Origin of the sequence: Pseudomonas sp. GM74 (assembly GCF_000282455.1) — a bacterium.
GTDB lineage: Bacteria > Pseudomonadota > Gammaproteobacteria > Pseudomonadales > Pseudomonadaceae > Aquipseudomonas.
Genome location: NZ_AKJG01000064.1, coordinates 18,803 through 44,818, shown reverse-complemented (window position 1 = coordinate 44,818; position 26,016 = coordinate 18,803). Strand labels below are relative to the sequence as shown.

22 protein-coding genes and 1 riboswitch are annotated in these 26,016 nt (G+C 60.7%); of the genes, 10 read left to right on the top strand and 12 right to left on the bottom strand.

The window, feature by feature from the left end:
• Nucleotides 1-27: 27 nt before the first annotated feature.
• Entirely contained in the window at nucleotides 28-930 is a 903-nt protein-coding gene (locus PMI34_RS13295) for a transporter substrate-binding domain-containing protein (protein WP_008050279.1), read from the top strand.
• A gap of 57 nt (nucleotides 931-987) precedes the next feature.
• Here the strand turns inward: PMI34_RS13295 and PMI34_RS13300 are convergent, their stop codons facing one another.
• Nucleotides 988-1,707, bottom strand: coding sequence for a 16S rRNA (uracil(1498)-N(3))-methyltransferase (locus PMI34_RS13300; protein WP_008050278.1), 720 nt, complete (start codon nucleotides 1,705-1,707; stop codon nucleotides 988-990).
• 145 nt (nucleotides 1,708-1,852) lie between these two features.
• Nucleotides 1,853-3,259: an adenosylmethionine--8-amino-7-oxononanoate transaminase gene (locus PMI34_RS13305; RefSeq protein WP_008050276.1), complete on the bottom strand. Its 1,407-nt coding sequence runs from the start codon at nucleotides 3,257-3,259 to the stop codon at nucleotides 1,853-1,855.
• A 223-nt stretch (nucleotides 3,260-3,482) separates the two neighbouring features.
• On the opposite strand from PMI34_RS13305, the gene PMI34_RS13310 reads away from it, so the two are divergent.
• From PMI34_RS13310 to PMI34_RS13320, 3 genes are all read left to right on the top strand, one after another.
• A complete protein-coding gene (locus tag PMI34_RS13310) occupies nucleotides 3,483-5,231 on the top strand; it encodes a flavin monoamine oxidase family protein (RefSeq protein ID WP_008050275.1) in 1,749 nt (582 codons plus the stop codon).
• Nucleotides 5,232-5,496: 265 nt separating this feature from the next.
• Nucleotides 5,497-6,048 (top strand): cytochrome b, encoded by a 552-nt coding sequence (locus PMI34_RS13315; protein WP_008050274.1) that lies wholly within the window; start codon nucleotides 5,497-5,499, stop codon nucleotides 6,046-6,048.
• A 32-nt stretch (nucleotides 6,049-6,080) separates the two neighbouring features.
• A complete protein-coding gene (locus tag PMI34_RS13320; RefSeq protein WP_008050272.1) occupies nucleotides 6,081-6,668 on the top strand; it encodes a YceI family protein in 588 nt (195 codons plus the stop codon).
• A 245-nt stretch (nucleotides 6,669-6,913) separates the two neighbouring features.
• On the opposite strand, the gene PMI34_RS13325 is transcribed toward PMI34_RS13320, so the two are convergent.
• From PMI34_RS13325 to ahcY, 4 genes are all read right to left on the bottom strand, one after another.
• Nucleotides 6,914-8,773: a DEAD/DEAH box helicase gene (locus tag PMI34_RS13325; RefSeq protein ID WP_008050271.1), complete on the bottom strand. Its 1,860-nt coding sequence runs from the start codon at nucleotides 8,771-8,773 to the stop codon at nucleotides 6,914-6,916.
• A gap of 222 nt (nucleotides 8,774-8,995) precedes the next feature.
• Nucleotides 8,996-9,814, bottom strand: a complete 819-nt coding sequence (locus tag PMI34_RS13330) for a substrate-binding periplasmic protein (protein WP_008050266.1) — start codon at nucleotides 9,812-9,814, stop codon at nucleotides 8,996-8,998.
• A 191-nt stretch (nucleotides 9,815-10,005) separates the two neighbouring features.
• Entirely contained in the window at nucleotides 10,006-10,851 is an 846-nt protein-coding gene (gene metF / locus PMI34_RS13335; RefSeq protein ID WP_008050265.1) for a methylenetetrahydrofolate reductase [NAD(P)H], read from the bottom strand.
• Between the two features lie 189 nt (nucleotides 10,852-11,040).
• The gene (ahcY, locus tag PMI34_RS13340; RefSeq protein WP_008050264.1) at nucleotides 11,041-12,450 is read right to left on the bottom strand and encodes an adenosylhomocysteinase; all 1,410 of its coding nucleotides are present in this window, start codon (nucleotides 12,448-12,450) and stop codon (nucleotides 11,041-11,043) included.
• A 23-nt stretch (nucleotides 12,451-12,473) separates the two neighbouring features.
• Nucleotides 12,474-12,573, bottom strand: a riboswitch (S-adenosyl-L-homocysteine riboswitch).
• 190 nt (nucleotides 12,574-12,763) lie between these two features.
• Between ahcY and PMI34_RS13345 the strand changes: the two genes are divergently transcribed.
• Together PMI34_RS13345 and PMI34_RS13350 are read left to right on the top strand one after the other, a co-directional pair.
• Nucleotides 12,764-13,168, top strand: coding sequence for an acyl-CoA thioesterase (locus PMI34_RS13345; protein WP_008050263.1), 405 nt, complete (start codon nucleotides 12,764-12,766; stop codon nucleotides 13,166-13,168).
• A 175-nt stretch (nucleotides 13,169-13,343) separates the two neighbouring features.
• Entirely contained in the window at nucleotides 13,344-14,240 is an 897-nt protein-coding gene (locus PMI34_RS13350; protein WP_008050262.1) for a formate/nitrite transporter family protein, read from the top strand.
• A gap of 3 nt (nucleotides 14,241-14,243) precedes the next feature.
• Here the strand turns inward: PMI34_RS13350 and PMI34_RS13355 are convergent, their stop codons facing one another.
• Nucleotides 14,244-15,413, bottom strand: a complete 1,170-nt coding sequence (locus PMI34_RS13355) for an MFS transporter (protein WP_008050261.1) — start codon at nucleotides 15,411-15,413, stop codon at nucleotides 14,244-14,246.
• Nucleotides 15,414-15,730: 317 nt separating this feature from the next.
• On the opposite strand from PMI34_RS13355, the gene PMI34_RS13360 reads away from it, so the two are divergent.
• Both PMI34_RS13360 and PMI34_RS13365 read left to right on the top strand, forming a co-directional pair.
• Nucleotides 15,731-16,564 (top strand): EamA family transporter, encoded by an 834-nt coding sequence (locus PMI34_RS13360; RefSeq protein WP_008050259.1) that lies wholly within the window; start codon nucleotides 15,731-15,733, stop codon nucleotides 16,562-16,564.
• A gap of 31 nt (nucleotides 16,565-16,595) precedes the next feature.
• A complete protein-coding gene (locus tag PMI34_RS13365) occupies nucleotides 16,596-16,979 on the top strand; it encodes an MAPEG family protein (RefSeq protein ID WP_008050258.1) in 384 nt (127 codons plus the stop codon).
• 146 nt (nucleotides 16,980-17,125) lie between these two features.
• On the opposite strand, the gene mltA is transcribed toward PMI34_RS13365, so the two are convergent.
• Complete coding sequence (mltA, locus tag PMI34_RS13370) at nucleotides 17,126-18,310, bottom strand: murein transglycosylase A (RefSeq protein WP_008050257.1); 1,185 nt, start codon at nucleotides 18,308-18,310, stop codon at nucleotides 17,126-17,128.
• Nucleotides 18,311-18,438: 128 nt separating this feature from the next.
• Between mltA and PMI34_RS13375 the strand changes: the two genes are divergently transcribed.
• On the top strand, nucleotides 18,439-18,888 hold the full coding sequence (locus tag PMI34_RS13375) for a c-type cytochrome (protein ID WP_008050255.1): 450 nt from the start codon (nucleotides 18,439-18,441) through the stop codon (nucleotides 18,886-18,888).
• Between the two features lie 158 nt (nucleotides 18,889-19,046).
• Here the strand turns inward: PMI34_RS13375 and PMI34_RS13380 are convergent, their stop codons facing one another.
• From PMI34_RS13380 to PMI34_RS13395, 4 genes are all read right to left on the bottom strand, one after another.
• A complete protein-coding gene (locus tag PMI34_RS13380) occupies nucleotides 19,047-19,442 on the bottom strand; it encodes a DUF1090 domain-containing protein (RefSeq protein WP_008050254.1) in 396 nt (131 codons plus the stop codon).
• 96 nt (nucleotides 19,443-19,538) lie between these two features.
• On the bottom strand, nucleotides 19,539-21,218 hold the full coding sequence (gene ligB / locus PMI34_RS13385; protein ID WP_008050252.1) for an NAD-dependent DNA ligase LigB: 1,680 nt from the start codon (nucleotides 21,216-21,218) through the stop codon (nucleotides 19,539-19,541).
• Nucleotides 21,219-21,503: 285 nt separating this feature from the next.
• Complete coding sequence (gene metK / locus PMI34_RS13390) at nucleotides 21,504-22,694, bottom strand: methionine adenosyltransferase (protein ID WP_008050251.1); 1,191 nt, start codon at nucleotides 22,692-22,694, stop codon at nucleotides 21,504-21,506.
• An 18-nt stretch (nucleotides 22,695-22,712) separates the two neighbouring features.
• On the bottom strand, nucleotides 22,713-23,708 hold the full coding sequence (locus PMI34_RS13395) for an ArsR/SmtB family transcription factor (RefSeq protein ID WP_008050250.1): 996 nt from the start codon (nucleotides 23,706-23,708) through the stop codon (nucleotides 22,713-22,715).
• A 261-nt stretch (nucleotides 23,709-23,969) separates the two neighbouring features.
• Here PMI34_RS13395 and tkt point away from each other — a divergent pair, with 261 nt between their 5' ends.
• Entirely contained in the window at nucleotides 23,970-25,967 is a 1,998-nt protein-coding gene (tkt, locus tag PMI34_RS13400; RefSeq protein ID WP_008050249.1) for a transketolase, read from the top strand.
• Nucleotides 25,968-26,016: the final 49 nt, after the last annotated feature.

Genomic DNA, 26,016 nt, shown 5'->3' with positions numbered 1-26,016 from the left:
AACCAACACCCACAACGGAGAATAACAATGCAAAAAATCACGTTGCTCGCTTGTACCCTTGGCCTGTTGCTCGGCAGTCAGGTTCAGGCCAATGAAGCGCCGCTGACCGGCACCCTGAGCAAGATCGCCAGTGCCAACAGCATCACCCTGGGTTATCGCGATGCTTCGGTGCCGTTCTCCTACGTGGGTGACCACAGCGGCAAGCCGATGGGGTACTCGGTGGATCTGGCGGGCAAGATCGTCGAGCGCATCCAGCAGCAACTGGCGCTGCCAGACTTGAAGGTGAAGTACAACCTGGTGACCTCGCAGACCCGTATTCCACTGGTGCAGAACGGCACCGTGGACCTGGAATGCGGCTCCACCGGCGTGACCGCCGAACGGCAGAAGCAGGTGGCGTTCTCCTATGGCTTCATCTACGTAAAGGGCCAGTTGCTGACCGCGAAGGACAGCGGGATCAAGAGCTTCGCTGACCTGCGCGGCAAGAACGTGGTGACCACCGCCGGCACCACCAACGAGCGCTTCCTGAAAAGCTACAACGTCGATCACAAGATCGACATGTTCGTGATCAGTGCCAAGGACCACGGCGAGGCCTTCCAGATGCTGCAATCGGGCCGGGCGGCGGCGTTCTACATGGACGACGCGCTGCTCTATGGCGAGCGCGCCAAAGCCAATGACCCGCACAAGTGGGTGGTGGTCGGGGAGGAGCAATCGCGGGAGATCTACAGCTGCATGGTGCGCAAGGACGATCCGCAGTTCCTGGCGCTGGTCAACGGCGCGTTGGCGGATCTGTACAGTTCGGGCGAGATCAATGGCATCTACAAGCGCTGGTTCGAGCAGCCGATCCCACCGAAGGGTTTGAACCTTGAGTTCCCGATGACCAGCGAACTCAAGGCGATCATTGCCAAGCCAGTGAGTGATCCGGTGCAGTAGCAGCCAGATCGGCCTCTAGACCGTGTCGCGGCGATCCGACTTGCTCGCGAAGAGGCACTAGAAGTCACCCCAGAGTTGCTGGGCCACCGCCAGCGCAACAACCGGCGCCGTCTCGGTGCGCAATACCCGCGGCCCCAGCCGTGCTGCATGGAATCCGGTCGACTTGGCCTGATCGACTTCGGCATCCGACAACCCACCCTCCGGACCGATCAGGAATGCCAGGCTTGAAGGTTTGGCATGGCTCACCAGCGGCTCGGCCACCGGATGCAGCACCAGCTTCAACTCGGCTTGCGTCTGCTTCAACCAGTCAGCCAGCAACAGCGGCGGATGAATCACCGGTACTCGCGAGCGCCCGCATTGTTCGCATGCGCTGATCGCCACCTGGCGCCAGTGCAGCAGGCGTTTGTCGGCGCGCTCGTCCTTGAGGCGGACTTCGCAGCGGTCGGTGAAGATCGGGGTGATTTCAGTGACGCCCAGTTCCGTGGCTTTCTGGATCGCCCAGTCCATGCGTTCACCCCGGGACAGGCCCTGGCCGAGATGGATCTGCAGCGGCGACTCGACCTGCCCGGCGAAGCTTTCGTCGACCTGCACCACCACGCGTTTTTTGCCGACCTCGACCAGCCGGGCGCGAAACTCCTGGCCCGAGCCGTCGAACAGTTGCAACACATCACCCTCGGCCATGCGCAGCACACGGCTGATGTAATGGGCCTGGGCTTCGGGCAACTCGTGCTCGCCGATGCTCAGGGGGGCGTCGATGAAGAAGCGGGACAGTCTCATGCGGGGTCTCTGAAAAAGGTGTGAAAGTCTGGGGGGCGTCATCGCGGGCAAGCCCGCTCCCACAGGTGCTGTGCAAATCCTTGTGGGAGCGGGCTTGCCCGCGATGACGGTAGTCCAGTCAGCGCTGAAGCTTAGGTGAAATCAATCAACCCGGATCACGGAACCCCGGATGGAAGTCCTTCGGCACCGCCACGCTGACGCTGTCACGGGTCGCAATGTCGATCCCTTCGCTGGCCACTTCGGCAAGGAAGTCGATCTGCTCCGGGGTAATCACATAGGGCGGCAGGAAATACACCACGCTACCTAACGGGCGCAGTAAAGCACCGCGTTCCAGGGCGTGCTGGAACACCTTCAGGCCACGACGTTCCTGCCATGGATAAGCTTCCTTGGTGGCCTTGTCCTTGACCATCTCTATGGCCAGCACCATGCCGGTCTGGCGTACTTCGGATACGTTCGGGTGGTCGACCAGATGCGCCGTCGACGAAGCCATGCGCTGGGCCAGGGCCTTGTTGTTCTCGATGACGTTGTCTTCTTCGAAAATATCCAGGGTCGCCAGGGCCGCCGCGCACGCCAGCGGGTTGCCGGTGTAGCTGTGGGAGTGCAGGAAGGCGCGCAGGGTCGGGTAGTCGTCGTAGAACGCGCTGTAGACTTCGTCTGTGGTCATGCACGCCGCCAGCGGCAGATAGCCGCCGGTCAGGGCCTTGGACAGGCACAGGAAATCAGGGCGGATGCCGGCCTGTTCGCAGGCGAACATCGTCCCGGTGCGGCCGAAGCCGACGGCGATTTCGTCGTGGATCAGGTGCACGCCGTAGCGGTCGCAGGCTTCTCGCAGCAGCTTGAGGTACACCGGGTGGTACATGCGCATGCCGCCGGCGCCCTGGATCAGCGGCTCGACGATCACCGCCGCGACCGTGTCGTGGTTTTCGGCCAGGGTCTGCTCCATGGCGGCGAACATGTTGCGCGAATGGTCTTCCCAGCTCATGCCCTCAGGGCGCAGGTAGCAGTCCGGGCTCGGTACCTTGATGGTGTCCATCAACAGCGCTTTGTAGGTCTCGGTGAACAGTGGCACGTCGCCCACCGACATCGCCGCCATGGTTTCGCCGTGGTAGCTGTTGGTCAGGGTGACGAAGCGTTTTTTGTTCGGCTGACCGCGATTGAGCCAGTAGTGAAAGCTCATTTTCAGCGCGACTTCGATGCAGGACGAGCCATTATCGGCGTAGAAGCACCGGGTCAGGCCTTCCGGTGTCATCTTCACCAGGCGCTCGGACAACTCAATCACCGGTTGATGACTGAAGCCGGCAAGGATCACATGTTCGAGCTGATCGACCTGATCCTTGATGCGTTGATTGATCCGCGGGTTGGCGTGCCCGAACACATTGACCCACCAGGAGCTGACCGCATCGAGGTAGCGTTTGCCTTCGAAGTCTTCCAGCCACACGCCTTCCCCGCGTTTGATCGGGATCAGCGGCAGTTGTTCGTGATCTTTCATCTGGGTGCAGGGATGCCACAACACGGCGAGATCGCGTTGCATCCACTGATTATTCAGGCCCATTTTCACTCTCCTGGAGGCGGTCCGTGACCTGCGCGGACAAACAATCGGGCAAGCCTATGCAATGCGTGCCACGGGGACAACCCATTGTGTCGAATCAGCTACTTCGTTCAGGCCGAAAGACGTTGCTGGCAGGTGCCTGATGGCTGACGTATCCTTCGCGGTTCTTGAGCCGTCTGGCTCGCAAAAACTGCTGTTTTCCTCGTGTAATTCCGGAGTTCGCTGAATGTCTGTCGGTTGGCTGCGCGCCTGTGCGCTGGTGATGTTGGGGCTGTTCAGCGTATCTGCGCTGGCCAAGGATAAAACCGCGATCGTGATCGGCGGCGGCCTGTCGGGCCTGACTGCCGCGTACGAGCTGCAGAGCAAGGGCTGGCAGGTCACCCTGCTGGAAGCCAGGTCGAGCCTGGGCGGCCGTTCCGGCATGGCCACCAGCGAGTGGATCGGCAACGACAAGACCCAGCCGGTGCTGAACAAGTACGTATCGAACTTCAAGCTGAGCACCACGCCGGCCCCTGAATTCGTGCGCACCCCAAGCTACCTGATCGATGGCGAGTATTTCTCTGCCGCCGATCTGGCGACCAAACAGCCGGCTACCGCCGAGGCGCTCAAGCGTTTCGACAAGACCGTGGACGATCTGGCGCGTTCGATCGACGACCCGCTGAACCCGGCCGCCAACAACACGCTGCACGCGCTGGATCAGATCAACGTGTCGAGCTGGCTCGACAAGCAGAACCTGCCGGCCACCGCCCGCCAGTTGATCAACCAGCAGATCCGTACCCGCTACGACGAACCTTCGCGCTTGTCGCTGCTGTACTTCGCGCAGCAGAGCCGCGTCTACCGTGGCGTCTCCGATCGTGACCTGCGCGCTTCGCGCCTGGTCGGTGGCAGCCCGGTGCTGGCCCAAGCCCTGGTCAAGCAGCTGAAAACCATCAAGACCAACGCCCCGGTCTCGGCGATCATTCAGGACAAGGACGGCGTGACCGTCAAAGTCGACAGCGTCGGCTATCAGGCTGACTACGTCGTGTTGGCGGTGCCACTGCGCGCCCTGAACAAGATCCAGATGACCCCGGCGCTGGACGCCCAGCACCTGGCGGCGATCAAGGGCACCAACTACGGCTGGCGCGACCAGATCATGCTGAAGTTCAAGACGCCGGTGTGGGAAAGCAAGGCGCGCATGTCCGGCGAGACCTTCAGCAACGCCGGCCTGGGCATGTTGTGGATCGAGCCTGCCCTGAAGGGTGGCGCCAACGTGGTGATCAACCTTTCCGGCGACAATGCGCGAGTGATGCAGGCATTCGGCGACAAGCAGATGGTCGATCAGGTGTTGATCCGTCTGCACGCGTTCTATCCACAGGCACGCGGTTCGTTCACCGGTTATGAAATCCGTCGCTACAGCAGCGACCCGTCCACCGGCGGCGCCTACCTGGCCTTCGGTCCGGGCCAGATCAGCAAGTTCTGGCGCCTGTGGGAACGCCCGATTCAGCGCGTAGCCTTCGCTGGCGAACACACCGACACTCTGTACCCCGGCACCCTGGAAGGCGCGCTGCGTACCGGTCAACGTGCAGCCGGCCAGGTTGAAGACCTGGCGGCGGGCAAGTCGTTTGAACCGGCGAAAGTGGGTCCGGCTGCCGCAGCGGTGGGCGCCGGTGCGGTGGTGGCGAAGAAAGGCAATTTCTTCAGCAACCTGTTCGGCGGCTCGGATGACGAGAAGAAGCCAGAGCCAGTCAAGGCACCTGAGCCGGTAGCACCTGTTCCTGTGCCGGCACCCGCCCCGGCTGTTGCACCGGCTCCGGTCGAAGCACCGAAGCCAGCAACCCCGGCAAAAGCCGAGCCGGCCAAGAAGGCTGCGGCGAAACCGGCTGCCAAGACCGAGGCGAAAAAAGCCCCGGCCAAGGCACCGGCCAAGAAAGCCGAACCGGCGAAGAAACCGGCTGCCAAATCTGCTGCAACCCCGGCAACGGATACCAAGGCGTAATAAGCCCCGGGCATAAAAAAAACGCGGCGTAAATGCCGCGTTTTTTTATGCCCGGAGAAATCCGGCACACAAACGAATAAACATTTGGTAAGAAGTGTTGTTGAATTGGGCTACGTTTTTGTACACACATTGGCCTTTAATCTTTTCTTAACTCGCCTGTTTCAGACTCTTGATCGTATTTCTCGATATTTCAAAGCAAAATTTTCCGCTTTAATTCGATAGATAACTCGATAGTCTTGGGCCAGCACTTACAGGGATCTAGGCAATGCAGCTACGTAACTCTACCTCCCGCTACGGCTGGGTCAGCATCTTCATGCATTGGGGCGTGGCAGTGGCCGTGTTCGGTTTATTCGCCCTCGGGCTGTGGATGGTCGACCTCGGTTATTACGACCCTTGGCGCAAGGCTGGGCCGGATCTGCACAAGAGCATTGGCTTGATCTTGCTGGGGGTCATGGTATTGCGCGTGTTGTGGCGCTTCATCAGCCCGCCGCCGCCAACCCTGGCCAGCTACAGCCGCATGACGCGACTGGGCGCCATGTTCGGTCATGCCTTTCTGTATTTCTGTCTGTTCGTTGTGATGATTGCCGGTTACCTGATTTCCACCGCAGAAGGTGCCGGGATTCCGGTGTTTGACTGGTTTGAAGTGCCTGCCCTGGTTTCCGGGCTGCCGGACCAGGCAGATGACGCCGGTGCGATTCACCTCTACCTGGCGTGGGTGCTGGTAATTTTTTCCGGCCTCCATGCGTTGGCAGCATTGAAGCACCACTTTATCGACCGTGATGTGACCCTCAAGCGAATGCTGGGTCGCAAAGCCTGAAGTTCAACCTCGACTCCCAAGGAAAACAAAGCATGTTGAAAAAGACTCTCGCCGCTCTGGCAATCGGTTCGGCCCTGTTGTCCGCCGGTAACGTAATGGCCGCTGACTACGTGGTCGACAAAGAAGGCCAGCACGCCTTCGTCAACTTCAAGGTCAGTCACCTGGGCTACAGCTACATCACCGGTACTTTCAAGGACCTCGACGGCAAGTTCAGCTTCGACGCTGCCAAGCCTGAAGACAGCAAGATCGAGTTCAACGTGAACACCGCCAGCGTCTTCACCAACAACGCTGAACGTGACAAGCACATCTCCAGCAAAGACTTCCTGAACGCCAGCAAAGCCACGTTTGTGTCCACCAGCGTCAAACCCACTGGCAAAGACGCTGCGGGCAAGGACACTGCTGACGTGGCTGGCGACCTGACGATCCTCGGTGTAACCAAGCCAATCGTGGTCAAGGCCACTTTCCTGGGCGAAGGCAAGGATCCATGGGGCGGCTACCGTGCAGGCTTTGAGGGTACTTTCAGCCTCAAGCGTTCCGATTTCGGCAAGCAGAAAGACCTGGGCCCATCGTCCGATGCGGTTGAGATGTACGTGACCTTTGAAGGTGTCAAAGCGAAGTAATTTTCGCTCTGACATAAAAACGCCCCTGATCGAAAGGTCAGGGGCGTTTTTTATTGGCGTACGTTATCTGCCAGGCAATGCAAACCCTGTGGGAGCGAGCTTGCTCGCGATAGCGGTGTATCAGTCGACATCCCTGTTGGCTGAACCGACGCCATCGCGAGCAAGCTCGCTCCCACAGGTTTTCGCGTCGTGTATAAAAATGCCCCGGCTCTTTCGAACCGGGGCATTTTCATTGCAGCGATAACTCAGCGATTGCGGGTCAGCAGCGCTGGTTTTTCACCACGAGGACGGCTTGGCAGTTGATCCAGTTGCTCAGGTGTCGGGAAGCGGTCAGCCTTCGACTCCTTGTGCATGATCTTCGGCGCGGGACCGCGCGGGTTCTGCACGGCAGGTTCCGAGCGCGGCTGGTCGTCACGGGCCGGACGGCGATTGCGCGAATCTTCGCGGCGGGCCTGGCCGTCGCGCGGTGCGCCACTGCGAGGACCGCTACGTTTGGCCGGTGGGGTGCCGGTGCTGGCACCATCGCTGTTGCGCGGACCGTTCTGGCGACCTTGTGGCTTGCCGGAACGTGGAGCGCCCGAACCTGCCGCGGTGCCCTGTGCCGGAGCACCCGGACGGCGACCACGGCCTTGTGCGGGTTTCTGCTGCGGTACGTAGTCGACGCGGTTACCGAAGTTATCGATATCGTCGTCCAGGAACTCGTCCGGAGCACGGTCAGCGGCGGCACGAGGAGGCTGCGACGGACGCTGTTCGCGAGCCGGAGTGCCTTCACGTGGCTTTTGCTGACGGGCAGGGCGCTCGCCGGCCGGTTTTTCCTTGCCCTTGTCCTTGCCTTTGTCCTTGCGACCGCCGCCGCCACCGCTGCCGTTCGGACCGTCGCCGCGCGGGCCACGTGGATTGCGTGGGTTGCGCATGTCCGGACGCTCGCGCACTTCAGGCTTTTCCGCCTCGATGGTGCTTGCATCGAAGCCCATCAGGTCGCCGTCGGCGATTTTCTGCTTGGTCATGCGTTCGATGCTTTTCAGCAGTTTTTCTTCGTCCGGGGCTACCAGCGAGATCGCCTCGCCCGAACGACCGGCACGGCCGGTACGACCGATACGGTGCACGTAGTCTTCATCGACGTTCGGCAGTTCGAAGTTGACCACGTGTGGCAACTGGTCGATGTCCAGGCCGCGAGCGGCGATGTCGGTAGCCACCAGGATGCGCACGGTGCCGGCCTTGAAGTCGGCCAGGGCTTTGGTACGGGCGTTCTGGCTCTTGTTGCCGTGGATCGCGACGGCGCTCAGGCCGTGCTTGTCCAGGTACTCGGCCAGGCGGTTGGCGCCGTGCTTGGTGCGGGTGAACACCAGTACCTGTTCCCAGGCGCCGGCTGTGATCAGGTGCGCCAGCAGCGAACGCTTGTGGCTGGCCGGCAGGCGGAATACGCGTTGTTCGATACGCTCGACCGTAGTGTTCGGCGGCGTGACTTCGATGCGTTCCGGGTTGTGCAGCAGCTTGCCGGCGAGGTCGGTGATGTCCTTGGAGAAGGTTGCCGAGAACAGCAGGTTCTGGCGTTTGGCCGGCAGACGGGCCAGGACCTTTTTCACGTCATGGACGAAGCCCATGTCGAGCATGCGGTCGGCTTCGTCCAGCACGAGGATTTCCACGTGGGACAGATCGACGCTGCCTTGGCCGGCCAGGTCGAGCAGGCGGCCAGGGCAGGCTACCAGCACGTCTACGCCACGGGACATGGCCTGAACCTGCGGGTTCATGCCGACGCCGCCGAAGATGCAGGCGCTGACGAACTTCAGGTCACGGGCATAGACCTTGAAGCTCTCGTGCACCTGGGCCGCGAGTTCGCGAGTCGGGGTCAGGACCAGTACGCGCGGTTGGCGCGGGCCGTGACGCTGGGATTTGTCCGGGTGACCGTTGGGAAACAACCGTTCCAGAATCGGAAGGGCGAAGCCGCCGGTTTTACCAGTACCTGTCTGTGCCGCGACCATCAGGTCGCGACCTTGCAACACGGCGGGAATGGCCCGCTGTTGCACCGGAGTAGGCTCGGTATAGCCCGCTGCCTCGATGGCGCGGACTAAAGCCTCGGAGAGACCGAGGGAAGCAAAGGACATGAGTAATCCTGTTCTAGTTAGGGCTTGGCCCAATGGGAGTCTTGCCTGGCGCGAATCGCGTTTAAGAGGACGCAATCCCGTCCGGTCCTGCTGGGTCTCGAAGGCTCGTCTGCAAGCGCTCGCGCGGGCTGAAAGCTGCGCAGTAGCGGGGTTGAGATGCCTTTAACGGTTCCGAGCGTCCGGGCGTGAGCCTGGCGGGAAGGCCGGAGTATAACAGAGCAATCACTGCGCGCCGCTTTCCTGCTGCTCAACGGTTTTTTCCGCGGCAGCCGTGGCCTTTTCAGCCTTCACGCTGGCTGCCGGTTCCGCGCCGTAGCGGGCACTCAGTTCAGCGTAGGCGGGTTCGCGTTTGAAGCGTTTGAGTTCGGCGCCGAAGCGCTGCACCAGCAGATCCATGCCCGCATTGCGCCGCACCGCGAGAAACTGGCTTTGCTGGCTGATGATCGTGGGGTTTTCGGTGATCTTGTCGCGGATGCCCAGTTCGTCGAGCAAATGCTGGCCGACGCGGCGATCGGTAATCAGCAGGTCAATCCGCCCACGTACCAGTTTGCCGAAGTTGGCTTCATGGGTCGGGGCCGGCTCGCGGGTGAACAGCGTCGAATCGCTGAAGTCCTTGCTGTACAGGTAACCCGGCGAGGTGCCGATGGTCAGGCCCTGCAAGTCATCGAGGGTGCGAAACGGATGGGGCCGTTCATTGGCGTAGAACATTACGAACTGGACTTCAGACAGTGGCTCGCTGGGGTAGAGCAGGGTTGCGTCGCGTTCATCGCTGTGAAAGATGTCCAGCGCGCCGTCGGCCTGGCCTGACTCCAGCATCGACAGGCAGCGTTTCCATGGCAGGAACTGCCACTCCACTTCGATGCCCAGGCGCTTGAAGACAATGGCGGTGGTTTCGTAGTCCAGGCCCAGGGATATGCCGTTGTTGTCTTCGTATACGTAGGGCGCCCAGGGTTCCGTGACAATGCGCAGCTTCTCGCCCCGGGCGGTGAGGCTCAGGCAAGTGAAGACAAGCACGGCGATTAGTTGCGTGATCAAAGGCATGAGCTGAGATTACGACGAGAAACCGGAAAGAGCCAGAAACTGACCGCAGATGCTCTAACTCCGTGGATTGCCGCACATTAATAGTGCATTGAAAGCAAAAGATCGCAGCCTGCGGTAGCTCCTGCGGGATTAAACATTCCGTTGCAGGAGCTGCCGCAGGCTGCGATCTTTTAATCGTGCGTTAACGACTTTTAACGCGGCAACTTCAGGTTGTTCCACACCGCCAGGCTCGCTTCAGCCTGGTTCAGGGTGTAGAAGTGCAGCCCAGGAGCGCCACCCTGCAGCAGTTGTTCGCACATCTCGGTGATGACCTGTTCGCCAAAGCGCTGAATGCTCTGGGTGTCGTCGCCGTAGGCTTCCAGTTGCTTGCGGATCCAGCGCGGGATTTCCGCACCGCAGGCATCGGAGAAGCGCGCCAGCTTGCTGTAGTTGGTGATCGGCATGATGCCCGGCACGATCGGGATGTTCACGCCCAGCGCCCGCACGCGTTCCACGAAGTAGAAGTAGCAGTCGGCGTTGAAGAAGTACTGGGTGATCGCACTGTCGGCGCCAGCGTTGGCCTTGCGCACGAAGTTGGCTACATCGTCTTCGAAATTGCGCGCTTGCGGATGCATTTCCGGGTAAGCGGCAACTTCGATGTGGAAATGATCACCGGTTTCTTCACGAATGAACTCAACCAGGTCATTGGCGTGGCGCATTTCACCGCTGGCCATGCCCATGCCCGAAGGCAGGTCACCGCGCAGGGCGACGATACGCTTGATGCCGGCGGCCTTGTACTGGGCCAGCAGGCCGCGCAGGTCATCCTTGCTGTCGCCCACGCAGGACAGGTGCGGAGCGGCAGGGATTTTGACTTCGCTTTCGAGCTGCAACACGGTGTTTAGCGTGCGATCACGGGTCGAACCACCGGCACCGTAGGTGCAGGAGAAGAAATCGGGGTTGTAAATGGCCAGCTGGCGAGCAGTGGCGAGCAGCTTTTCTTGCCCAGCATCGGTCTTCGTAGGGAAGAACTCGAAGCTGTAGCGACGATCTTGGGACATGGAGGAAACCTCCAGCTACAAGCTGCAAGCCACAAGCTGCAAGAGAAGCGGAGGTGCGCTCGTCTCTTGTGCCTGGAGCTTGCTGCCTGACACTGTTTTGGCAAATTGGGGCAAAGCTGCGGGCTTCGTGCGGCAAGATCGGCTTTTGGCCTGTGCTTGCCGCTTGAAGCTCAAAGCTTGCAGCTGCTCTTAGTAGCGGTAAGCGTGCGGCTTGAACGGACCTTCGACGGTCACGCCGATGTAGTCGGCCTGGGTCTTGGTCAGTTGAGTCACGACGCCGCCGAAGCCACGGACCATTTCCAGGGCCACTTCTTCGTCGAGTTTCTTTGGCAGTACTTCAACGGTCAGGCGCTCGGCTTTCTGGGCTGGCGACAGGTCGGCGTACTTCTGGCCGAACAGGAAGATCTGCGCCAGAACCTGGTTGGCGAACGAACCGTCCATGATGCGGCTCGGGTGGCCGGTGGCGTTACCCAGGTTAACCAGGCGGCCTTCGGCCAGCAGGATCAGGTAATCGTCGTTCTGTGGGTCGAAATCGCCAGCGCCGGTACGGTGGATCTTGTGAACCTGCGGCTTCACTTCTTCCCATGCCCAGTTCTTGCGCATGAAAGCGGTGTCGATTTCGTTGTCGAAGTGACCGATGTTGCAGACAACGGCACGCTTCTTCAGGGCCTTGAGCATGTTCGAGTCGCAAACATTGACGTTACCGGTGGTGGTCACGATCAGGTCGATCTTGCCCAGCAGCGCCTTGTCGATGCTCGCTTCGGTACCGGTGTTGATACCGTCGATGAACGGCGAAACCAGTTCGAATCCGTCCATGCAGGCTTGCATGGCGCAGATCGGGTCGACTTCGGAGACTTTGACGATCATGCCTTCCTGACGCAGGGACTGGGCCGAACCCTTGCCCACGTCGCCGTAGCCGATGACCAGCGCTTGCTTGCCGGACAGCAGGTGGTCGGTGCCGCGCTTGATCGCATCGTTCAGGCTGTGACGGCAGCCGTACTTGTTGTCGTTCTTGCTCTTGGTCACCGAGTCGTTGACGTTGATGGCCGGGATTTTCAGCTCGCCCTTGGCCAGCATGTCCAGCAGGCGGTGAACGCCGGTGGTGGTTTCTTCGGTCACGCCGTGGACGCGGTCCAGAACGGCTGGGTACTTCTTGTGCAGCAGCTCGGTCAGGTCGCCGCCGTCGTCGAGGATCATGTTGGCGTCCCAAGGCGCGCCATCTTTCAGGATGGTTTGCTCCAGGCACCACTCGTACTCTTGTTCAGTCTCGCCTTTCCAGGCGAAAACCGGGATGCCGGCAGCGGCGATGGAAGCGGCGGCCTGATCCTGAGTCGAGAAAATGTTGCAGGACGACCAGCGCACTTCGGCACCCAGGGCAACCAGGGTTTCGATCAGCACGGCAGTCTGAATGGTCATGTGGATGCAGCCGAGGATCTTCGCGCCCTTGAGCGGTTGCTCTTCGGAGTACTTGCGACGCAGACCCATCAGGGCTGGCATTTCGGACTCGGCGATGATGGTTTCGCGACGGCCCCAGGCAGCCAGGGACATGTCGGCGACTTTGTAATCGGTAAAATCTGCAGGCGTGATAACAGCGCTCATGAAGAGCCTCCATTCGTAATGTATGCGAATGGGCGCCGTTGTGCGTTTAGTGTCTGGCTTAAGGCCAGGCAACGCCCCATCCGAGCCTGACAGGTCTAGCCTGCTGCAGCGCCCCTCGGACAGGTGGCGGGAAAACGGTATCAAGTGATGATTACCGTTTTGAAACGGGGGCGATTATAGCTTTCTTTGAGCGGCAAGTTGCAAGCTGCAAGCGACAAGTGAGAGCAGGATGGTTTTTTACTTGCAGCTTGTGGCTTGAGACTTGAAGCTGGGGGGCATCCACCACCATCGTTCAAACGCCTCGGAGCCCCCTATGAATTTCCACACCCGCAAATGGGTAAAGCCCGAAGACCTCAACCCCAATGGCACGCTGTTCGGCGGTAGCCTGCTGCGCTGGATCGACGAAGAGGCGGCGATCTACGCCATCGTTCAGTTGGGCAACCAGCGTGTGGTCACCAAGTACATTTCAGAAATCAACTTCGTCAGCGCTTCGCGCCAGGGCGACATCATCGAACTGGGCATCACGGCGACCGAATTCGGCCGCACTTCGATCACCCTGACGTGTGAGGTGCGCAACAAGATCACCCGCAAGAGCATCCTCACCGTTGAAAAAATGGTGTTCGTGAACCTCGGTGAAGACGGTTTGCCGGCGCCACACGGCCGGACCGAGATCAAGTACGTCAAGGACCAGTTCCAGGATGATGACGCCGGTCAGTAACATCGGCGTTGCTTTCTTCGCGAGCAAGCCCGCTCCCACAGGTACAGCGCCATCCATGTGGGAGCGGGCTTGCTCGCGAAAGCGGTTCTGTATTCACCGAAGAATTGTCTGCCTACTGAACAGTCGTGAACCCCGCGTGTCGTAGCTAAATAGCTCGCCACCGGATGCGCATCCCATGAACTCGGCACAAGACGGCAAGACCCCGAACCTTTCGGCGCACGAAGAGCACGAAGTCGAAAAGAGCCAGCCGCCCCGCGCCGCGGTGCTGCACGAGATCATCCGTACCCAGGGCGATCAGGAACTGGACCGCAGCATTGCCGCGTTGTGGTGGTCGGCGCTGGCGGCGGGGTTGACCATGGGCCTGTCGCTGATGGGCATGGGGTTGCTCAATTCGCGCCTGCCGGATGGCGAAGGATTCAAGGTGATCGCGAGTTTCGGTTATTGCGTCGGTTTTCTCGCAGTGATCCTGGCCCGTCAGCAACTGTTCACCGAAAACACCCTGACCGCCGTACTACCGGTAATGACCAAGCCGACACTGACCAACTTCGGCCGGCTGCTACGGCTGTGGACGGTGGTGCTGGTCGGCAACCTCTGCGGCACCTTGCTGGTGGCGTACGTGATGCTGGAGCTGCCGATTTTCGACAGCAAGACCGATGTCGCCTTCCTCGATATCGGTCGCAAGGTCATGGAGAACCACGCCAGCCAGATGTTCGCCAAGGGCATCGTTTCCGGATGGATGATCGCGACCATGGTCTGGATGATCCCGTCCATGGAGAGCGCCAGGATGTGGATCATCATCCTCATCACCTACCTCATGGCGCTGGGGGATTTCACCCACATCGTGGTCGGTTCGCTGGAGGTTTCGTATCTGGTGTTTGCCGGTGAGTTGCCGTGGAGTGATTTCTGGCTGGTGTTCGCCGGGCCGACGCTGGCGGGGAACATCATCGGAGGCAGTTTTATTTTCGCACTGATCAGCCATGCGCAGATTCGCAGCGAAAGCGGGTCGCCGAAGCAGTCGGCGGATCGGAGCGAGGCGCCAGATCCGCAACGGATCAAAAAACCATCAAGGTGATATTCAGCCCACCATATCGAGTGCAGCCGCACCACGACGCTGGCGATAGATGAAGAACAACGCAGTCACCACAGTCAGCCCGCTGACCAGTGCGCCGGTCCAGGGCAGGTCCGCCAGGTCGGCGCCGCTGGCTACCACCAGCCCGCCGATCCAGGCGCCGGCCGCGTTGCCCAGGTTGAAGGCGCTCTGGTTCAGGGTCGAACCCAGGTTGGGCGCTTCGTGGGCCTGATCGATGATCAGCAGTTGCAGGATCGGGCACAGCGCGAAGGCAAACGTTCCCCACAACACCAGTGAGATTGCCGCCGGGATCACCGAGTGGCTGGTTTGCGTGAACGCCGCCAGTACCACCAGCACCGCCAGCGCCATGCCCACCAGCGAAGGCAGCAAGCGGCTGTCCGCCAGACGACCGCCGAGCATGCTGCCGGCGGTCAAACCCACGCCGAACAACAGCAACATGATGGTGACGCCGTGGGGACTGACGCCGGTGATGTCCTGCAGGATTGGCGCAATGTAAGTGAACACACTGAACAGGCTGGTCGAGGCCAGCACGCTCATGCCCAGGGCCAGCAGCACGTTGGCCTTGCCCAACACCTTGAACTCGCTGGCCAGGTTGGCCTTATCCATCGCGATGCTTTTCGGCAGCCAGATCCATTGCGCAATCGCCGCCAGAACCCCGATCACCGACACCGCCCAGAAGGTCGAGCGCCAGCCCGCGTATTGCCCGAGTGCGGTGCCCAGTGGCACGCCGAGCACATTGGCCAGGGTCAGGCCGGTGAACATCATGGCAATCGCCTGAGCTCGTTTGTTGGGGGCCACCAGCCCGGCGGCCACCACCGAACCGATGCCGAAAAATGCGCCGTGGCACAGTGCCGTGATCACGCGCGCGGCCATCAGCGTGGCGTAGTTCGGCGCGAGCGCGCAGAGCATGTTGCCGAAGATGAACATCAGCGTCATGCCCAGCAGAGTGGCCTTGCGCGGCATGTTGGCGGTGCCGACCGCGAGGATCGGTGCACCGAACACCACGCCCAGGGCGTAGCCGGTGATCAGCAATCCGGCATCGGGAATGCTCACGCTGAGGTCACGGGCGACATCGGGCAAAAGACCCATGATGACGAATTCGGTTGTGCCGATGCCGAAGGCGGCAACAGCGAGGGCAAGCAAAGCGAGTGGCATGCGCAAGGTCTCTGTCGGTAGTCTTGACGCTGTGATCAGGCATACGCAGGCCGACGACCGTTCTCGAGGAGAGCGGGCCAGGCAGAATTTTTATTGGAATTGGTCTGTGCGCAACTGAGTGCGGCGTGGTCGCTTGCAGTATAAACAGCCACTGAAATATGGCGAATCAATTCTCTGCGCGGATTCTGCAGGAGCGAGTTTGCTCGCGAAAGACGTCAAGGCAACGCGTTGATTCAGACAGCACGCGTTATCGTTAACGTCCATCGCGAGCAGGCTCGCTCCTACGGGGATCGTGGAGACAACAAAAGGAGTAGGCCGTGCTTGCGACGGCGTTGGTGTTGGTGGCGGCGCTGTTGCATGCGGCGTGGAATACCCTGATCAAGTTCAGTGCGGAGCGACTGTTGGTGGTGGCCTGCATGGACAGCGTGGCGCTGCTCTTTGTCGCGCTGATGCTGCCTTTCCTGAGCGTGCCGCCACTGGAGATCTGGCCGTGGATCCTGGCGTCGGCGGCGTTCGAGTTGCTCTATCGCTATTTGCTGATCCAGGCCTATCGGGTCGGCGACCTCGGCCTGGTCTATCCATTGATGCGCGGCCTGTCACCGTTGGTGGTGCTGGCGCTGACGCTGATCTTTGCCGGGGAAGTACTGACCCATCAGCAGATTTTCGGCATCCTGCTGATCCCGTTCGGCATGCTGTGCCTGCTCTGGCAGGGCGGCGGCGGTGCGCGTTTGCCGTGGTCGATGTTGCCGGTGGTGGCGCTGATCGGCCTGTGCATCGGTTGCTACACCTACATCGACGGGCAGGCATTGCGGCGCTGGTCCCATCCACTGGATTACCTGGTCTGGGTCACCTTGCTCAGTGCCTGGCCGTTTCCGCTGTTGGCGTTGGTGCGCAAACGACCGGCGTTCATGTTGTTCTGGCGCGAGCAGTGGCGATTGGGCCTGGCCGTCGGGTTCTGCGTGTTGTTCAGCTACGCTCTGGTGCTGTGGGCGATGCAATTGGGCTCGATCGCAGAAGCGGCGGCGTTGCGCGAGATCAGTGTGATCCTGGTGGTGCTGTTTGGCATGCGTTACCTGAAAGAACCTTTTGGCGGGCCGCGCCTCCTGGCCTGTGGGCTGGTGCTGATCGGTATATTGGTCATGAAATCTTGACTGTTCTGAAACGTGAGGAAGGGACTGCTTTATGACGGTTGCTCTGTGGTGCATTTTGATCGCGATTTTCCTGCCGTATGTGTGTGTGGGCGTGGCCAAGATCAGTGGCGGGTTCAGGTTGAGAGACAACCATGATCCCCGGGACTTTCTCGATTCGCTGGAAGGTTTGGGCAGGCGCGCGAATGCGGCGCAACTGAACAGCTTTGAGGTGACCCCGGCGTTCGCTGCGGCGGTGATCGTGGCGCATCTGGCCGGCAATGCCGAACTGGTGACGATCAACGTGATGGCCGTGTTGTTCATTACAAGCCGCCTGCTCTACATCATTTGCTACCTGGCGGACTGGGCGACGCTGCGGTCGTTGATGTGGTTCGTGGGGATGGCGTTGATCGTGAGTTTTTTTGTGGTGTCGGTCTAAAAGATCTTCAGGTTTTTCGCCGGCCTCTTCGCGAGCAAGCCCGCTCCCACATTTTGATTTTCAGCGGACACAAAATCTGTGTTCGACGGTGATCCAGTGTGGGAGCGGGCTTGCTCGCAAAAGCTGTCTGTCAGGCGATGCGGGACTCAAGGATTGGCTTTGACCGCATCCGCCACCTGCGGCACTTGCGGCAACACCGCACCTTTGGGCCAGAGCATCCAGATCTGCCCTTGCTGTTTCATGTCCCCGGCCAGTTGCCCGGCCGCATCGCCGGTGCCCCAGAACAGATCCGCCCGAACCTCGCCGGCAATGGCGCCGCCGGTGTCCTGTGCTGCCACGGGGCGCACCAGGGCCGTGCCGTCCGGTCTGGTGGTGGACAGCCACAACAGGCTGCCCAGCGGAATCACCTTGCGATCCACCGCCGCGCTGTAACCGGCGGTCAATGGTACGTTCAGCGAGCCGCGCGGACCTTCGTTGCTGTCCGGGTTGCGGGTGAAGAACACATAGCTGGGGTTGCTGCCGAGCAGTTCGGGAATGCGCGACGGATTGGCCTTGGCCCAGGTGCTGATGGCGCCCATGGTCACGTCCTCTTTTTTCAACTCTCCCTGTTCCACCAGCCAGCGGCCGATCGGTCGATACGGATGGCCGTTCTGATCGGCGTAGGCAATGCGCAACTGGCGACCATTGTCGAGCTGGATACGGCCCGAACCCTGGATTTGCAGGAACTGCAGGTTCATCGGATCGGTCAGCCAGGCCACGACCGGCGCCTTGACCCCTTTGCTCTCGATGGTTGCTGCATCGTCGTACGGCTTGAGCACGCGACCTTCGAGTCGCCCGCGCAGGCGCTTGCCCTTGAGTTCCGGGTAAATACTGTCGAGGGCGACGATGATCATGTCTTCGGGGACGCCATAGACCGGGACATTGGCAACGCCGGTCTGGGTCAGACTGCCGGGGTAAACCGGTTCGTAGTAACCAGTGATCAAGCCGTTGGGGTTGTCGTTGGCGGCGCGCAGGCCATAGACATCGAGGTTCTGTTTGAGAAAACCACGAATGTCGCTGGCGGTTTGCGGCACGTTGGCAGCTGCGGCGCAGGTGCCACCCCAGACCGGGTCGGCCTTGAGTCGGGTGCAGGCGCTGCGCCACGATCCGAAACCGGCGACCAGGTCGCTGTCGGACACAGCCGGCAGCGCCTCCCATGTGGCGCTGGAGTAGGTGGCCAGGGCGTGGGTTTTCGGTTGTTGTTTGTCGCCACCGGTGCAGCCTGCGAGCAGGGCCACCATCGGCAGTGTCCAGGCCAGGCTGTGACGCCAAGCCTTGAAACAGCTATTCATGGAGTGATTCCTTTGCCGGTTGCCTGAGCGCTCCATGTGCTCAAGCAACCCTTGTTGATAATAGGGCTATTGGTCTTTGCCGATGACGCGAGGATACTGGCCGCCGTTTCCCGTGACCTGAAGCCACCATGACTCTTAAAAGACTTTCTGTTGTATTGCTGGCCTGCCTGACGTTGACCGCTTGTGGCGGTGTCGACCCCAACTCGCCGCTCGGCCAGCGCAAGGCCATTTTCAAACAGATGCTCAAGACTGGCGAAGACCTGGGCGGCATGTTGCGTGGGCGCATTGCGTTCGATGGTCCGAAGTTCGCCGAGGGCGCGGTGAAGCTCGATTCGTTGTCCCGTGAGCCGTGGCAACATTTTCCGCAAGTGCGCGAGGAAGATCACACCAGCGCCAAAAGCGATGTCTGGGAGCAACAGACACGCTTTCAGGCAATGGCCCGCGACCTTGAAAGCGCCACCGGTGAATTGGTGATCGCCAGCCAGGTTCAACCCTACAAGGCCAGCAACCTGGGGCCGGCGGTGCAGAAAGTCGAAGATGCTTGCAGTGCTTGTCATAAGGCGTTTCGGGATCATTGATTGATGTTGTTCGGTCTGACGCCTTCGCGAGCAAGCCCGCTCCCACATTGAATTTCGGTTGGCACAAATGTTGTGTTCACTGAAGAGTCAATGTGGGAGCGGGCTTGCTCGCGAAGGCTGCTTCGGCAACACCAAAGATCTTTGTTCGTTATCCGTTCTTATTTATCCAGCTCATCCAATGCGTTCTGCAATTCCTTGCGGGCATCGGCCAGTTTGTCTTTGCGCTTGTTGATCTTGTCGGGGTCGCCTTTGCTCATGGCCTTGTCGAGGTCCACCTGACGCTTGCTGACTTCGTGCTTGGCGTCGAGCACCTTGTTTTCCCGTTCCTTCTTCAGCGAGGCGTCGGTGCAGTTGGCTTCGACTTCGCTCAGGGCTTTTTCCAGGCCGGCCTGCTGGTCGGCATTGCCGTGGGCCTTGGCCAGTTCGATCTGGTTGACGATCCCTTGCTTCTTGGCGGCGCAACCGGTCAGCCCTGGTGCTTCCTCGTCCGCTATCAACGGGGTGGCCAGCACGCTGCAAAGGGTCAACAGGGCGAGCGGTGAAAGAAATTTCATAAAAGCTCCATGTAGGAAAGCAAGCAGGCCAGTGTGGCAATGGCTTGTTGGAGCCCAGCGGTCCCGTGGGGTTCCCGGTGGGCGCAGGGCCGGCAGCTAAAAGCCGTCTATCCCCGCATCACGTAACGTTTCACTCAAGGCCAGGACCTGCGGATCGTGGAAAAAAGCGCTCAGTTGCGCCGCGCGCCCTGGTCCGATACCGGCCTCGGCCCGCCATTGTTCGATGTCACGCTGCGCCAGTACCTGCCATGAGTCGCCGAGATGCGCCTGGCCTGTCGGCGGTAATCCCAAGGCTTTGAGCCAGTGTGCGAACGGTCGTTGCCGGGCCTGATTGAAGCCGTCTGCAAGACGAGCCGCACTGCGCTCGCCGAAACCGTCAATGGTAGCAAGCTCTTGGGTATCGAGGGTCAACCAATCCAGCAGACCTTTCAGGCGACCTGTTGCAAGAAGTCTTTCCCAGGTCCCCGGACCCACATTGGGCAGCGCCAGGCCTTGTTTGCTGCTGAGCCAGGTCAGACGCGCGAGAAACTGGCTCTCACAGCCCTGAGTCGGCTGCCAGCAACTCAATGGATGAAAGTCCTCTGCCAGCGGTGCGTTCAATTCGGCGCGTACGCTGCTGCGCAATACAACGCTATCGAGCCTGGGTATGGTCAGCCCGGCCAGGCTGATGGCGACCTGATCGCCCGGACGTATGTCCAGCGCCTGCCAGCGTTGCAACGAACCGACGCTGACGTGTTTGATCTGCCGGTCATCGAGCTGCACCGGGTCCAATTCAAGTACCGGAGTGATCCGCCCGGTCCGGCCGATTTTGAAGTGAACCTGGCGGACTTCGGCCAGAGCCTGGGCGAAGGGGTATTTCCAGGCGATGGCCCAGTAGGGTGACCTGGCCTGCCAGCGTTCGGCGGCTGGGCGCTGGTTCTGGCGCAGGACGATACCGTCGCTGGCAAAGGGCAGGGGGGAGCTATACCAGTGCTCGCGCCAGCGTTCGGCATCGACGACGGAGGTGATGGGCTGGCTGTATGCCGTGGTACTGGGGAATCCCAGCGCAGTCAACGCCGCTGCACGCTCGGGCACGCTCGCCGGCCCTTGGGGCCAGTCCCAGACAAACAAGTCGATGTTTGCGGCCTGTTCGGCGCTCAAGACCTTGCGTGCCATCAGGCCGGCCACCGAGCCACGAGCATTGAGGCTGCCGGCCCTGGCTTGCACGTGATCGGTCAGGCGCCAATACAGTTCTCCTTGCACGATCAAGTCCCGGGCCTGCGATAGCCGTTGCGGGATGCCCGGAATCTGCCGTGCAGGAGCGGTCCAGTCCTGACCGCTCTCGCCGTCGCCTCGGCTGATTGCCTGGGTCAGCAGGCCGTTACGATAAACCAGGGTCACCGCCACGCCATCGATTTTAGGCTGGACCCAAACGTCCACCCGGTCACGCAGCCAGTTTTCCACGGCGAGCCGATCGTGCAGTTTGTCCAGGCCGGTGTGGGCGATCGGGTGGGGCAGCGTGCCGCGTGCAGTGCGCAAGGGGTCTGCGGGCGGGCTCAGGTTGAAGCAGTGGCGCCATTGGGTGAGTTGCGCGCGGGACTGGTCGTAGAGTTCATCGGCGACCAGTGAGCGTCCCTGACGGTGATAGCTGTCGTCCCATAAGTCGATCTGCTGTTGCAGTTTGCCGACTTCAATCAGTGCACGTTCGGGTGGCCAGTCCGGGCACTCGGTTGCGCTGGCGATCAGACAGGTAAAGGTCAGTAGAGCGGCGAAAAACAGGCGCAGGTCGGGGAGCATCTTGAGCGTCCTTGCTCGGTGAGGTGCTTGAAGGCTAGGTCAGTATCGGTTGGCGCAGCGAGGGGGTGTTTTGCCGGGTATTTCTGGTGTCTGTGCTGGCCTCTTCGCGAGCAAGTCGAATCGTCGCACCGCCGCTCCCACAGTAGACGGAGGTGTACTGACTGACTCATAACCCTGTGGGAGCGGGCTTGCCCGCGAAGGCCGCGACGCGGTGTAAAGCGAATCCCCAATAGAAAGCCCCGCAAGGCGCGAACCGTGCGGGGCTTCGGGTGTTGCGGGGAAGTCTTACAGGCCGGCAGCAGAACGCAGGGCGTCGGCGCGGTCGGTTTTTTCCCAGGTGAACGTGGTGAAGGTGTCGTCACCCACGGTCTTGGTCGCCGGGGTGCGGCCGAAGTGGCCGTACGCAGCGGTTTCCTGGTACATCGGGTGCAGCAGGTCGAGCATGGTGGTGATCGCGTATGGACGCAGGTCGAACACTTCGCGAACCAGTTTGACGATCTTGTCGTCGCTGATCTTGCCGGTGCCGAAGGTGTTCAACGAGATCGAAGTCGGTTGAGCAACACCGATCGCGTAGGAAACCTGGATCTCGCAACGCTCGGCCAGGCCGGCGGCAACGATGTTCTTGGCCACATAACGACCGGCGTAGGCTGCCGAACGGTCAACCTTCGATGGATCCTTGCCGGAGAACGCGCCACCGCCGTGACGGGCCATGCCGCCGTAGCTGTCGACGATGATCTTGCGACCGGTCAGGCCGCAGTCACCCACCGGGCCGCCAATGATGAACTGGCCGGTCGGGTTGATGTGGAACTGGGTGTCCTTGCTCAACAGTTCGGCAGGCAGCACGTGCTTGACGATCAGCTCCATTACGCCTTCGCGCAGGTCGTTGTACGACACTTCAGGGTTGTGCTGGGTCGACAGAACGACGGCGTCGATACCGACAACCTTGCCGTTTTCATAACGGCAGGTCACTTGCGACTTGGCGTCCGGGCGCAGCCAAGGCAGCAGGCCGGATTTACGGGCCTCGGCTTGCCTTTGCACAAGCTGGTGCGAGAAAGTGATCGGTGCAGGCATCAGCACGTCGGTTTCATTGCTGGCGTAGCCGAACATCAGACCCTGGTCGCCGGCGCCCTGATCTTCAGGCTTGGCACGGTCGACACCCTGGTTGATGTCTGGGGACTGCTTGCCGATGATGTTCATCACGCCGCAGGTCGCGCCGTCGAAGCCAACGTCGGAACTGGTGTAGCCGATGTTGGTGATCACGTCACGAACGATCTGCTCCAGGTCAACCCAGGCCGAAGTAGTGACTTCGCCGGCGATGATCGCCACGCCCGTTTTCACCAGAGTCTCGCACGCCACACGGGCGAACTTGTCTTCAGCAATGATGGCGTCCAGCACCGCATCAGAAATCTGGTCGGCGATTTTGTCCGGATGCCCTTCAGACACGGACTCGGAGGTGAAAAGGGAGTATTCGCTCATCTCGATGTTTTCCTGAAATTACCGATGGTGAGTGTCGCCAGCCGGTCGCTGAAAATGGCGGACCTGGATCTGGAAACCATTACGTAAGCCTACATAGAGGCTTTCCCCGGGAACGAGTCCCGCAGCGGTGGCCCAACGGGCCAGATCGTCCTGTTCAAACCCCAGCCAGAGATCACCGCAGGCCTCCTTGGCCCAACTCTGGTTGTGGCTACATAACTCTGTCACTAGCAGGCTACCGCCTGATTGCAGCAAATTGGCCATGTGCTTGAGCGCATCGGCCGGCGCGGCGAAATGGTGCAGCACCATGTTCAGTACAACGCAATCGGCCTTGAGGCTGACGCCGTTCAATGCATCGGCCAGTTGCAGGCTAACGTTAGTCAGCTTGTCGCGATCGCAGACCTGGCGCGCCAGTTCGAGCATCGCGCTGCTGTTATCCAGCGCCGTGACTTGCGCGAAGCGGCGCGCCAGTTCCGGCAGGAATGCGCCGTCTCCGGGGCCGACTTCAATGGCCGTGGCGTCTTTGTCGAAGCTCAGTTTGTCGAGCAGGGCCACCACGCTTTCGCGGTATTGCGGCAGGCCGGCGATCAAGTCTTGCTGGGCGCGAAACTTCTCCGCCACCCGTGAGAAAAAGTCCTGGCTGGCGGCCGCCCGTTGCCCATGGACCTGTGCGATGCGCGACTGAACGTCGGCCGGCAGTGTCAGGTTGTCCACTTCTTCGAGCAGTGCTGCGTGTAGTTTGCCGCCCAGCAGTTCGGTGTGGGGCAGGGCGCGACGGTAGAAAATCGCGTTGCCTTCGCGGCGCGTCGCCACCAGGTCGGCCTGGGCCAGTACCTTGAGGTGGTGGCTCATGCCTGACTGGCCGATGCCGAAGATCTGCGCCAGTTCCAGTACGCCGAACGAGTCGTTGGCCAGTGCGCGCAATACATTCAACCGCAGAGGATCGCCGCCAGCCTTGCACAAGGCTGCCAGCTCATCGCAATCGTCATGTTGAATGGAGGGCACGCGTAAATTCATAAGGCCGGCAGTCTAGTCATGGGCCGAAGGCATCGCAAGAGCAATATCAAAAAGTTTTGATATTGCTCGATAGATGGCACTTCTTGACGTTAGCTTCTGTCAACAAACGGATGGCGGAAAGGTTTCATCAAGCGAAACCGTCGTTATCCATTGGAAAAACGCCTTCAGATGACTATCTGTCATTGCCCCGAAGCGTCCCGGTGAGGGAAAATGCTCGCCTTTTTTCCGTTTCGTTTTATTCAAGCCCCCAGGAGAACAGCGATGCCTAGCCGTCGTGAGCGTGCCAACGCCATTCGTGCCCTCAGCATGGATGCCGTGCAAAAAGCCAACAGCGGCCATCCCGGTGCCCCGATGGGTATGGCGGATATCGCCGAGGTACTTTGGCGCGACTACCTCAAGCACAACCCGAGCAATCCATCGTTCGCCGATCGTGACCGCTTCGTGCTGTCCAACGGCCACGGCTCGATGCTGATCTACTCGCTGCTGCACCTGACCGGCTACGACCTGTCGATCGATGACCTGAAGCAGTTCCGTCAACTGCACAGCCGTACCCCGGGCCACCCGGAGCTCGGCTACACCCCGGGCGTAGAAACCACCACCGGTCCATTGGGCCAGGGCCTGGCCAACGCCGTGGGCTTTGCCCTGGCTGAAAAAGTCATGGCGGCGCAGTTCAACCGTCCTGGCCACAACATCGTCGACCACCACACCTATGTGTTCCTGGGTGATGGCTGCATGATGGAAGGCATTTCCCACGAAGTCGCTTCCCTGGCCGGTACCCTGGGCCTGGGCAAGCTGATCGCCTTCTACGATGACAACGGCATCTCCATCGATGGCGAAGTCGAAGGCTGGTTCACCGACGACACGCCGAAGCGTTTTGAGTCCTACAACTGGCAAGTGATCCGCAATGTCGACGGTCACGACCCGGAAGAGATCAAGACGGCGATCGACACTGCACGCAAAAGCGATCAGCCAACCCTGATCTGCTGCAAGACCACCATCGGTTTCGGTTCGCCGAACAAGCAAGGCAAGGAAGATTGCCACGGCGCCCCACTGGGCGACGCGGAAATTGCCCTGACCCGTGCGGCGCTGAAATGGAATCACGGTCCGTTCGAAATCCCGGCCGATATCTACGCCGAGTGGGACGCCAAGGAAGCCGGTCGCGCCGTGGAAGCCGAGTGGGATCAGCGTTTCGCTGCCTACTCCGCAGCATTCCCTGCCGAAGCCAGCGAACTGGTACGTCGTCTGAGCGGTGACCTGCCGGCTGACTTCAGTGAAAAAGCCTCGGCCTACATCGCCGAAGTGGCTGCCAAAGGCGAAACCATCGCCAGCCGTAAAGCCAGCCAGAACGCCCTGAACGCGTTCGGCCCGCTGCTGCCTGAGTTCCTCGGCGGTTCGGCTGACCTGGCCGGTTCCAACCTGACCCTGTGGAAAGGCTGCAAAGGCGTTACCGCCGAAGACGCCAGCGGCAACTACATGTACTACGGCGTGCGCGAGTTCGGCATGACCGCGATCATGAACGGCATCGCCCTGCACGGCGGCCTGGTGCCTTACGGCGCGACTTTCCTGATGTTCATGGAATACGCCCGCAACGCAGTGCGCATGTCGGCCCTGATGAAGCAGCGTGTGATCCACGTCTACACCCACGACTCCATCGGTCTGGGCGAAGACGGCCCGACTCACCAGCCAATCGAGCAACTGGCCAGCCTGCGCTGCACGCCGAACCTCGACACCTGGCGTCCGGCCGACGCCGTTGAATCGGCAGTGAGCTGGAAGTCCGCACTGGAGCGCAAGGACGGTCCTTCGGCCCTGATCTTCTCCCGTCAGAACCTGCAGCACCAAACCCGCAATGCGATTCAGATCGAAGAGATCGCGCGTGGCGGTTACGTGTTGAAGGACTGCGCGGGCGAGCCTGAGCTGATCCTGATCGCCACCGGTTCGGAAGTCGGCCTGGCCGTTCAGGCCTTCGACAAGCTGACCGAGCAGGGCCGCAAGGTTCGCGTGGTTTCCATGCCGTGCACCAGCGTGTTCGATGCCCAGGACGCCGGCTACAAGCAGGCGGTCTTGCCGTTGCAGGTCAGCGCCCGTATCGCCATCGAGGCTTCCCATGCGGACTACTGGTACAAGTACGTGGGCCTGGAAGGTCGCGTGATCGGCATGACCACCTACGGCGAGTCGGCGCCTGCGCCGGCCTTGTTCGAAGAGTTCGGCTTCACCCTGGAAAACATCCTGGGTCAGGCTGAAGAGCTGCTGGAAGACTGATCCAGAAAAGATGTCGTCTGGACTGACGTCTTCGCGAGCAAGCCCGCTC

Bases quoted from the DNA above. Each gene is read 5' to 3' on its own strand.
- PMI34_RS13295 (WP_008050279.1), top strand. From the start codon at position 28: ATGCAAAAAATCACGTTGCTCGCTTGTACCCTTGGCCTGTTGCTCGGC.
- PMI34_RS13300 (WP_008050278.1), bottom strand. From the start codon at position 1,707: ATGAGACTGTCCCGCTTCTTCATCGACGCCCCCCTGAGCATCGGCGAG.
- PMI34_RS13305 (WP_008050276.1), bottom strand. From the start codon at position 3,259: ATGGGCCTGAATAATCAGTGGATGCAACGCGATCTCGCCGTGTTGTGG.
- PMI34_RS13310 (WP_008050275.1), top strand. From the start codon at position 3,483: ATGTCTGTCGGTTGGCTGCGCGCCTGTGCGCTGGTGATGTTGGGGCTG.
- PMI34_RS13315 (WP_008050274.1), top strand. From the start codon at position 5,497: ATGCAGCTACGTAACTCTACCTCCCGCTACGGCTGGGTCAGCATCTTC.
- PMI34_RS13320 (WP_008050272.1), top strand. From the start codon at position 6,081: ATGTTGAAAAAGACTCTCGCCGCTCTGGCAATCGGTTCGGCCCTGTTG.
- PMI34_RS13325 (WP_008050271.1), bottom strand. From the start codon at position 8,773: ATGTCCTTTGCTTCCCTCGGTCTCTCCGAGGCTTTAGTCCGCGCCATC.
- PMI34_RS13330 (WP_008050266.1), bottom strand. From the start codon at position 9,814: ATGCCTTTGATCACGCAACTAATCGCCGTGCTTGTCTTCACTTGCCTG.
- metF (WP_008050265.1), bottom strand. From the start codon at position 10,851: ATGTCCCAAGATCGTCGCTACAGCTTCGAGTTCTTCCCTACGAAGACC.
- ahcY (WP_008050264.1), bottom strand. From the start codon at position 12,450: ATGAGCGCTGTTATCACGCCTGCAGATTTTACCGATTACAAAGTCGCC.
- PMI34_RS13345 (WP_008050263.1), top strand. From the start codon at position 12,764: ATGAATTTCCACACCCGCAAATGGGTAAAGCCCGAAGACCTCAACCCC.
- PMI34_RS13350 (WP_008050262.1), top strand. From the start codon at position 13,344: ATGAACTCGGCACAAGACGGCAAGACCCCGAACCTTTCGGCGCACGAA.
- PMI34_RS13355 (WP_008050261.1), bottom strand. From the start codon at position 15,413: ATGCCACTCGCTTTGCTTGCCCTCGCTGTTGCCGCCTTCGGCATCGGC.
- PMI34_RS13365 (WP_008050258.1), top strand. From the start codon at position 16,596: ATGACGGTTGCTCTGTGGTGCATTTTGATCGCGATTTTCCTGCCGTAT.
- mltA (WP_008050257.1), bottom strand. From the start codon at position 18,310: ATGAATAGCTGTTTCAAGGCTTGGCGTCACAGCCTGGCCTGGACACTG.
- PMI34_RS13375 (WP_008050255.1), top strand. From the start codon at position 18,439: ATGACTCTTAAAAGACTTTCTGTTGTATTGCTGGCCTGCCTGACGTTG.
- PMI34_RS13380 (WP_008050254.1), bottom strand. From the start codon at position 19,442: ATGAAATTTCTTTCACCGCTCGCCCTGTTGACCCTTTGCAGCGTGCTG.
- ligB (WP_008050252.1), bottom strand. From the start codon at position 21,218: ATGCTCCCCGACCTGCGCCTGTTTTTCGCCGCTCTACTGACCTTTACC.
- metK (WP_008050251.1), bottom strand. From the start codon at position 22,694: ATGAGCGAATACTCCCTTTTCACCTCCGAGTCCGTGTCTGAAGGGCAT.
- PMI34_RS13395 (WP_008050250.1), bottom strand. From the start codon at position 23,708: ATGAATTTACGCGTGCCCTCCATTCAACATGACGATTGCGATGAGCTG.
- tkt (WP_008050249.1), top strand. From the start codon at position 23,970: ATGCCTAGCCGTCGTGAGCGTGCCAACGCCATTCGTGCCCTCAGCATG.